This is a genomic window from Mesorhizobium sp. M7D.F.Ca.US.004.03.1.1 (assembly GCF_003998635.1).
GTDB classification, from domain to species: Bacteria; Pseudomonadota; Alphaproteobacteria; order Rhizobiales; family Rhizobiaceae; genus Mesorhizobium; species Mesorhizobium loti.
The window spans coordinates 1-5,833 of the sequence record NZ_RZQG01000344.1; the positions used below are offsets into that span (position 1 = coordinate 1).

The following is a 5,833-nucleotide window of genomic DNA, read 5'->3' on the forward strand; positions in this document are numbered from 1 at the left end:
CCCGCCATGACTGCGTCGAAGGTTGGAGCTGCATCGCCAAATGGACCGGCACGCCGCTGTCGCTGGTGCTGGACCAGGCGGTGGTCAAACCGCAGGCGCGCTATGTCATGTTCCATTGCCTCGACACGATCGACCGCAGCCTCTCCGGCGACATCAAATATTACGGCACCATCGACCTGATCGATGCCCGTCACCCGCAGACGATCCTCGCCTATGGCCTGAACGGCAAGCCGTTGCCGGTCGAGAACGGCGCGCCGCTGCGTGTCCGCGTCGAGCGCCAGCTCGGCTATAAGATGCCGAAATATCTCTACAAGATCGAACTCGTCGACGGCTTTGCCACTGTCGGCGGCGGCAGGGGCGGCTATTGGGAAGACAATGGCTACGACTGGTACGGTGGCATCTGAACCGCAGCCGCAAACGCTGCGCCTCTAAAGATGGCCAGGCCTACAGCGAGCAGCGAAACAGCTCGCCTTTTCCGGCAATCTGCTCGCCAATGCCGCCAAGCCGCAGCATATGCCAGGCAAGTGCATGGTTGCTCGAGGTGACCGGTTTCCCCAATTCCTTCTCGACCTCCTCGATGATCCGGGCAACGCGCATGCTGGTGCAGGAAACGAACACGGCCTCACAGTCGCTCGACGCACCGATCTCCAAGATGGCCTGCTTGACCGATGCCGGCGTGATGCGTGCAACGACATTGTCGTCCGCCTCGTTGAAGGAGCCCATGACCGGGATATCCATTCCTCGCGCCATCAGCGATGCACGCAGCGAGTGATTGATTTTCGCCAGGTAAGGGGTGAGCAGCGCGATCCGCGAGACGCCTAGGGCCTTCAGCGCGGCCCGTGCCGCCGTCACCGGGTTGGTCACTTGCACGCCTGGCAGCACCTCGTGAACGCGCGCGGCGACCTTGTCCTCGCCGATGACAAGCGCTCCCGAGGTGCAGGCAAAGCCGATCACATCGAACTTGACGTCGGGCAGCAGCCCGACCGTTGCCGGGATCACGGCCGACATCTTCATCAGGTTCTCCGGCGTGATCTCGACATCGCTGTAGAGCCGCGCCTCATACAGCGCGATGTCGCGTGCGGGCAGCGCATAGCGGAATTCATCCTCGATGGTCTGGTCGGTCCGCAGCACGAGCAGGCCGAGATTGGCGCGGGTGCCAATACCGTCGTCGGTCTTGAAGGGAATGTGTTCCTTGTCGAGGACAAGCGTTTCGTCGGCGCGGGTAACCGGGGCGTCCATGGTGTAGTCCCCTTCCTGATGTCAATCAGAATTGTCGACAATAGAAAACGGCAACATTGCCGAAGGTGTCAAGGGCTCCGTGCGGATTTTGGAAACCGGAAACGCCTAAATTCTACGCTTAGGTGGATCACTTGTCAGTCGCCGCCCTTGCGCCGTTGACAAGGATCGGCGTCTTCCTATTGAATTGTCGACAATAGGAACGACAGCCATTGGAACGGCAATGCGCGTATTGATCTTGGGCGGGGGCGTGGTCGGGATCACCACGGCCTATCAGCTGCAAAAGGATGGCCATCAGGTCACCGTTCTCGAGCAGGCACCGCAGGTGGCCGAGGGCGCAAGCTGGGCAAATGCCGGCATGATCGCGCCCGGTCACTCTTTCGTCTGGTCATCGCCAGCCGCCCCAAAAATCCTGCTGAAGTCGCTGTTCCAGAAAGACCAGGCGCTTCGTTTCAAACTCTCCGCCGACCCGCATCTCTACTCGTGGTCGCTGCGCTTCCTGAGGGAGTGCACGGCCGCAAGGGCGCGTCGCAACACGCTGCTCAAACATCGGCTTGCAGTCCATTCCCAATCGGTCCTGCAGGCGGTCGTCAGGGAGGAAGCGATCCAATACGACAGGACCTCGGCCGGCATTCTTTACTTCCACCGCAGCCGTCAGGCGCTCGACAAGGGCGTTGCCAACATGCGCCTGCTGGAGGCCGACGGCCAGGAGATCCGCATTGTCGACGCGCAGGAAATCGTTGACCGCGAGCCGGCGCTGACTTCGTCGCGCGGCGGCATTGCTGGCGGCATATTGTGTCCGACCGACGAAACCGGCGACGCCGCCAAGTTCACGCGCGCACTGGCGGCCATCGTCGAAACGAGGGGCGGCAAGATCCTGACAGACACCAGGATCGTCGGGATCGAACGCAGGAACGACGCGATCACCCGGGTCGTCACCGACAAGGGAGAGGTGTTGGCCGACACCTACGTTCTGTGCCTGGGCGCGGAAAGCCCGATCCTCGCCCGTAAGATCGGCCTTGGCCTGCCGATCTACCCGATCAAGGGATATTCCCTGACCATTCCCATCGTCGACCAGGCCCTGGCGCCAAAACTTCCCGTGATCGATGAGCATAACCTCGTTGCCATCACGCCGATGGGCGATCGCATCCGCGTCACCGCCACCGCGGAGTTTGCAGGCTATGATCGCAGCCACAAACCCTCCGATTTCGTGTTCATGAAGCGTGTCACGCAGGATCTTTTTCCACGCGGTATCGCCTATGATCGCGCCGAGATGCGGGCCTGTCTGAGACCAATGACGCCCGACAATCTGCCGATCCTCGGCCTGCGCAACATCAAAAACCTCTGGCTGAACACCGGCCACGGCCATATCGGCTGGACCATGGCGCATGGATCGGCCCGCATCGTCGCCGATCTGATCGCCGGCCGGGCTGCACCAATCGCCCTCGATGGTATCCTTCCCACACAGGCGCGGTTCGCCGAACCAAGCGCCGCAAAGGCTTGACCGACGCCATGCTCCGACCCACCAGGCAAAGCAACCAGGACAACAATGCGGCGTCGGCATCCAAGCCAATCAAGACCGGCCCGCGTGTCTATGAAGAGATCCGTCGGATGGCGATGGACTATCGCTTCAAGCCGAACGAACGCATCAACGAAGTGGCGCTTGCCGCGAGGCTGAACGTCAGCCGCAGCCCGATCCGGGAGGCCCTCCAGCGGCTGGTCACGGAGGAACTCATCACCTTCCAGACCAATCGCGGCTTCTTCTGCCGCGGCTTCGATGTCGACGAAATCGTCAATCTTTCCGATGTGCGGGCCGTGCTCGAGGACCGCTCCCTCAGGCTGGCAATCCAGCGCGCGACCAATGAGGAACTCGCCGCGCTCGTCGACTGGTGGACGCTGACCATGGCGCGAGCCGACTCATTTTCCAGCGCCGAACTGACCGCCAGGGACGAGGAATTTCACATCCGCATCGCCAGGCTGTCAGGCAATCCCGAACTGGCGCGCATGCTCGAAGGCATCAACACGCGCATCCATTTCGTTCGCAAGATCGAAGTGGAGAAGCACCGGCGACTGTCGACGACTTACACCGAACACAGCGAGATCGCCCGGGCCATGGTCGCCCGCGATGCCGACAGCGCCGCCAGGCTCATGCATGACCACATCGCCATCAGTGTCGCCGATGCCATGTCGACCGTTCGGGAAGGCCTCGCCCGGATATACATCGATGTAGGCCAGATCTGATCAGGCAACCTTTGCCGGTCAGGCGACCTTGTCGAGCAGCGGCCTCAGCGCCGGGTGGATTTCCGGCGAGGCGTGCTTGATCAGCGTCAGCAGCGCGCGTTCGTTCTCGTACAGAGGCCGGTCCGCGCCGATATGCTCGATCAGCCAGCCGGCTTCGCCGGCATCGATCGTCTCGGCGCGGCGGGCCAGGGCCTCGGCCGCCCTGTTCTTGGCTTCCCACTCGGCCTCGATGTCGCCTGGAGACCGATAGGCTTCCATGATGCCGGCAAGACCGCCGGAGATCATGCGGCTGAAGAAACCGCCGATTTCCGGATCGGCGTGTTCGAGGAAGACATCACGGCGCAGCGCCACATCGCGCGTCGGCGCTTCATAGCCGGCCGAGCACATGACGAAATTGGCGATCGCCTTGACGAACAGGTCGTTCCAGGACGGATCGTTGTGTCCTTGAGCGGTCCGCTCATTGATCCTGAACAGCACTTCGGCCTCGGCGCGGGTGATGGCGATGTTGCCGTCGCCGCCATGGGCATGGAGGATCCGGCGCAGCAGCTCGACCTCGGCCTTGGCGATCAAACCGGGAACCAGTGCGCCGCCGAGCATCAGCGGCCCCTTGCCGTCGATAACGGCATGCGCCACCTGCTCCAGCGCATAGACGCAAAGCTGACCCGGCGACGATCTCGCCTCTTCCAGCACATGGACCAGCAATTCGAGTTCGGTCCGGCTGTCGACCATGCCGTCACGCGAGATCGTACGGATCAGCCAGTCGGCATTGTCCTGCGAGATATAGCCCGACGGCTTTTCCTGGTGGACGATGTAGTCGGTGACCGCCTCGATGAAGAAGGGCGGCCATTCCTGGCATTTGTCCTTGGCCGTGGCGTCGAGCGCGAACAGCGCCTCGGCCTCGCCGCGCGTCACCACGCCATCGCCGAACACCTCATGGCGCAGCATCGCCACATCCTCCGCGGCGATGCTGCTTTTCGAGGTCAGCCCGGCCACCGGCGCACTCATGATCAATTCGCCCATTTGTCGTCCCCGTCCGCCGCCGGCAATACCAGCCCCAAAGCGTCATGCCTGCCACCATATCAGCAGTGTCTTGAAAAACCGGCAAACGGCGTGGTTAGCGAAGACTTGTGGGCCAATGCATGTCGCCCAAAAGTGTGCCGCGGGTTTGGGCGAACGACATGCATCAAAACAGAGAGCTAAAGTGCGTCGCCTGACTCCGTTTCAGCGCGACGCGCTTTAGATGTCGCTGACAGGTGACAAGCCGTCGCGCACAAGCTATGGATGGCGCGTCGAGGACTCAGGGTCTGAGTCCTACCTGTTTGCGGGAGAGAGCAGCGAAAGCTGCCGCCGAAGGGGAAATCGCCCGAAATCTCTCAGGCAAAAGAACCGTAGACGGGAAAGACACTCTGGAAAGTCGGGGCTTGCCCCCGCGCCGAAGGTGTAAGCGCCGCTGACAGAGTTCCGGCAGCGCGAGTCTCTCAGGCTTCAGACAGAGGGGCACGGACTGGTCGCCATTCGCGACCGATTGCGTGCGACTCTGGAGACGACATGACGGGCGACACAAAACACCTCCCCCTAGAAGATATCCACATGGCCGCCGGTGCGCGCTTTGGCGCCTTTGCCGGCTGGTCGATGCCGCTGACCTATCCGGCCGGCGTCATGAAGGAACATCTTCACACCCGCGAACGGGCAGGCCTGTTCGACATCTCGCATATGAAACTGTTCGAGGTCAGCGGACCGGAGGCGGTTGCGCTGCTCAACCGTGCTTGCCCGCTGGACGTCGGCGCGCTCGAGATTTCGCAGTCCAAATTGTCCTTCTTCCTGAATGAGGCAGGCGGCATTCTGGACGATCTGATCGTCACCAGGCTTGGCGATATCAGATTCATGGTGGTCGCCAATGCCGGCAACGCCGTGGCCGACGAAAAGCATTTGCGTGCGCTTGCCGCGGATTTCGACGCCAAGGTCGAGCCGCTCGACCGCGTCTTTCTCGCGATCCAGGGTCCGGAGGCCTGGGCTGCTCTTTCCCGCGCCGGCATCGAGACCGGCTCGCTGCTGTTCATGCACGGTGTGGAACCGCGGAAGAACTGGTTCATGAGCCGCTCGGGCTATACCGGCGAGGACGGTTTCGAGATCGGGCTGCCGGAGGCCGATGCGCGCGATCTCGTTGCGAAATTGCTCGACGATGAACGCGTGCTGTGGATCGGGCTGGCTGCCCGCGACAGCCTGCGGCTGGAGGCAGGGCTCTGCCTGCATGGCCAGGACATCACGCCGGAGACCGACCCGGCCAGCGCCGCCTTGATGTGGGCCATCCCGAAGGACATCCGCGCTTCCGGCGCTTTCATCGGCGCCGATGCGC

The 5,833-nt window shown here is 62.4% G+C and carries 6 protein-coding genes and 1 riboswitch; of the genes, 4 read left to right on the forward strand and 2 right to left on the reverse strand.

Annotation, left to right across the window (positions count from 1 at the left end):
* The coding region (locus tag EN935_RS19245) for a molybdopterin-dependent oxidoreductase (protein WP_164771205.1) at positions 1-404 on the forward strand (404 nt) is incomplete at its 5' end.
* A gap of 40 nt (positions 405-444) precedes the next feature.
* Here EN935_RS19245 and EN935_RS19250 read toward each other — a convergent pair.
* Positions 445-1,239, reverse strand: a complete 795-nt coding sequence (locus EN935_RS19250) for an aspartate/glutamate racemase family protein (protein WP_126068942.1) — start codon at positions 1,237-1,239, stop codon at positions 445-447.
* Between the two features lie 220 nt (positions 1,240-1,459).
* On the opposite strand from EN935_RS19250, the gene EN935_RS19255 reads away from it, so the two are divergent.
* Both EN935_RS19255 and EN935_RS19260 read left to right on the forward strand, forming a co-directional pair.
* The gene (locus EN935_RS19255) at positions 1,460-2,740 is read left to right on the forward strand and encodes a D-amino acid dehydrogenase (protein ID WP_127373528.1); all 1,281 of its coding nucleotides are present in this window, start codon (positions 1,460-1,462) and stop codon (positions 2,738-2,740) included.
* Between the two features lie 8 nt (positions 2,741-2,748).
* Complete coding sequence (locus EN935_RS19260; protein WP_109671561.1) at positions 2,749-3,477, forward strand: GntR family transcriptional regulator; 729 nt, start codon at positions 2,749-2,751, stop codon at positions 3,475-3,477.
* Positions 3,478-3,495: 18 nt separating this feature from the next.
* Here the strand turns inward: EN935_RS19260 and EN935_RS19265 are convergent, their stop codons facing one another.
* Entirely contained in the window at positions 3,496-4,497 is a 1,002-nt protein-coding gene (locus tag EN935_RS19265; RefSeq protein WP_109671503.1) for a hypothetical protein, read from the reverse strand.
* A 292-nt stretch (positions 4,498-4,789) separates the two neighbouring features.
* Positions 4,790-4,876: riboswitch (glycine riboswitch) on the forward strand.
* 149 nt (positions 4,877-5,025) lie between these two features.
* Here EN935_RS19265 and EN935_RS19270 point away from each other — a divergent pair.
* Positions 5,026-5,833, forward strand: an 808-nt coding sequence (locus EN935_RS19270) for a glycine cleavage system aminomethyltransferase T (protein ID WP_127373529.1), incomplete at its 3' end; no start/stop codon positions are given.

Excerpts from the sequence above, each read along its gene's own strand:
- EN935_RS19250 (WP_126068942.1), bottom strand. The coding sequence starts at position 1,239 with ATGGACGCCCCGGTTACCCGCGCCGACGAAACGCTTGTCCTCGACAAG.
- EN935_RS19255 (WP_127373528.1), top strand. The coding sequence starts at position 1,460 with ATGCGCGTATTGATCTTGGGCGGGGGCGTGGTCGGGATCACCACGGCC.
- EN935_RS19260 (WP_109671561.1), top strand. The coding sequence starts at position 2,749 with ATGCTCCGACCCACCAGGCAAAGCAACCAGGACAACAATGCGGCGTCG.
- EN935_RS19265 (WP_109671503.1), bottom strand. The coding sequence starts at position 4,497 with ATGGGCGAATTGATCATGAGTGCGCCGGTGGCCGGGCTGACCTCGAAA.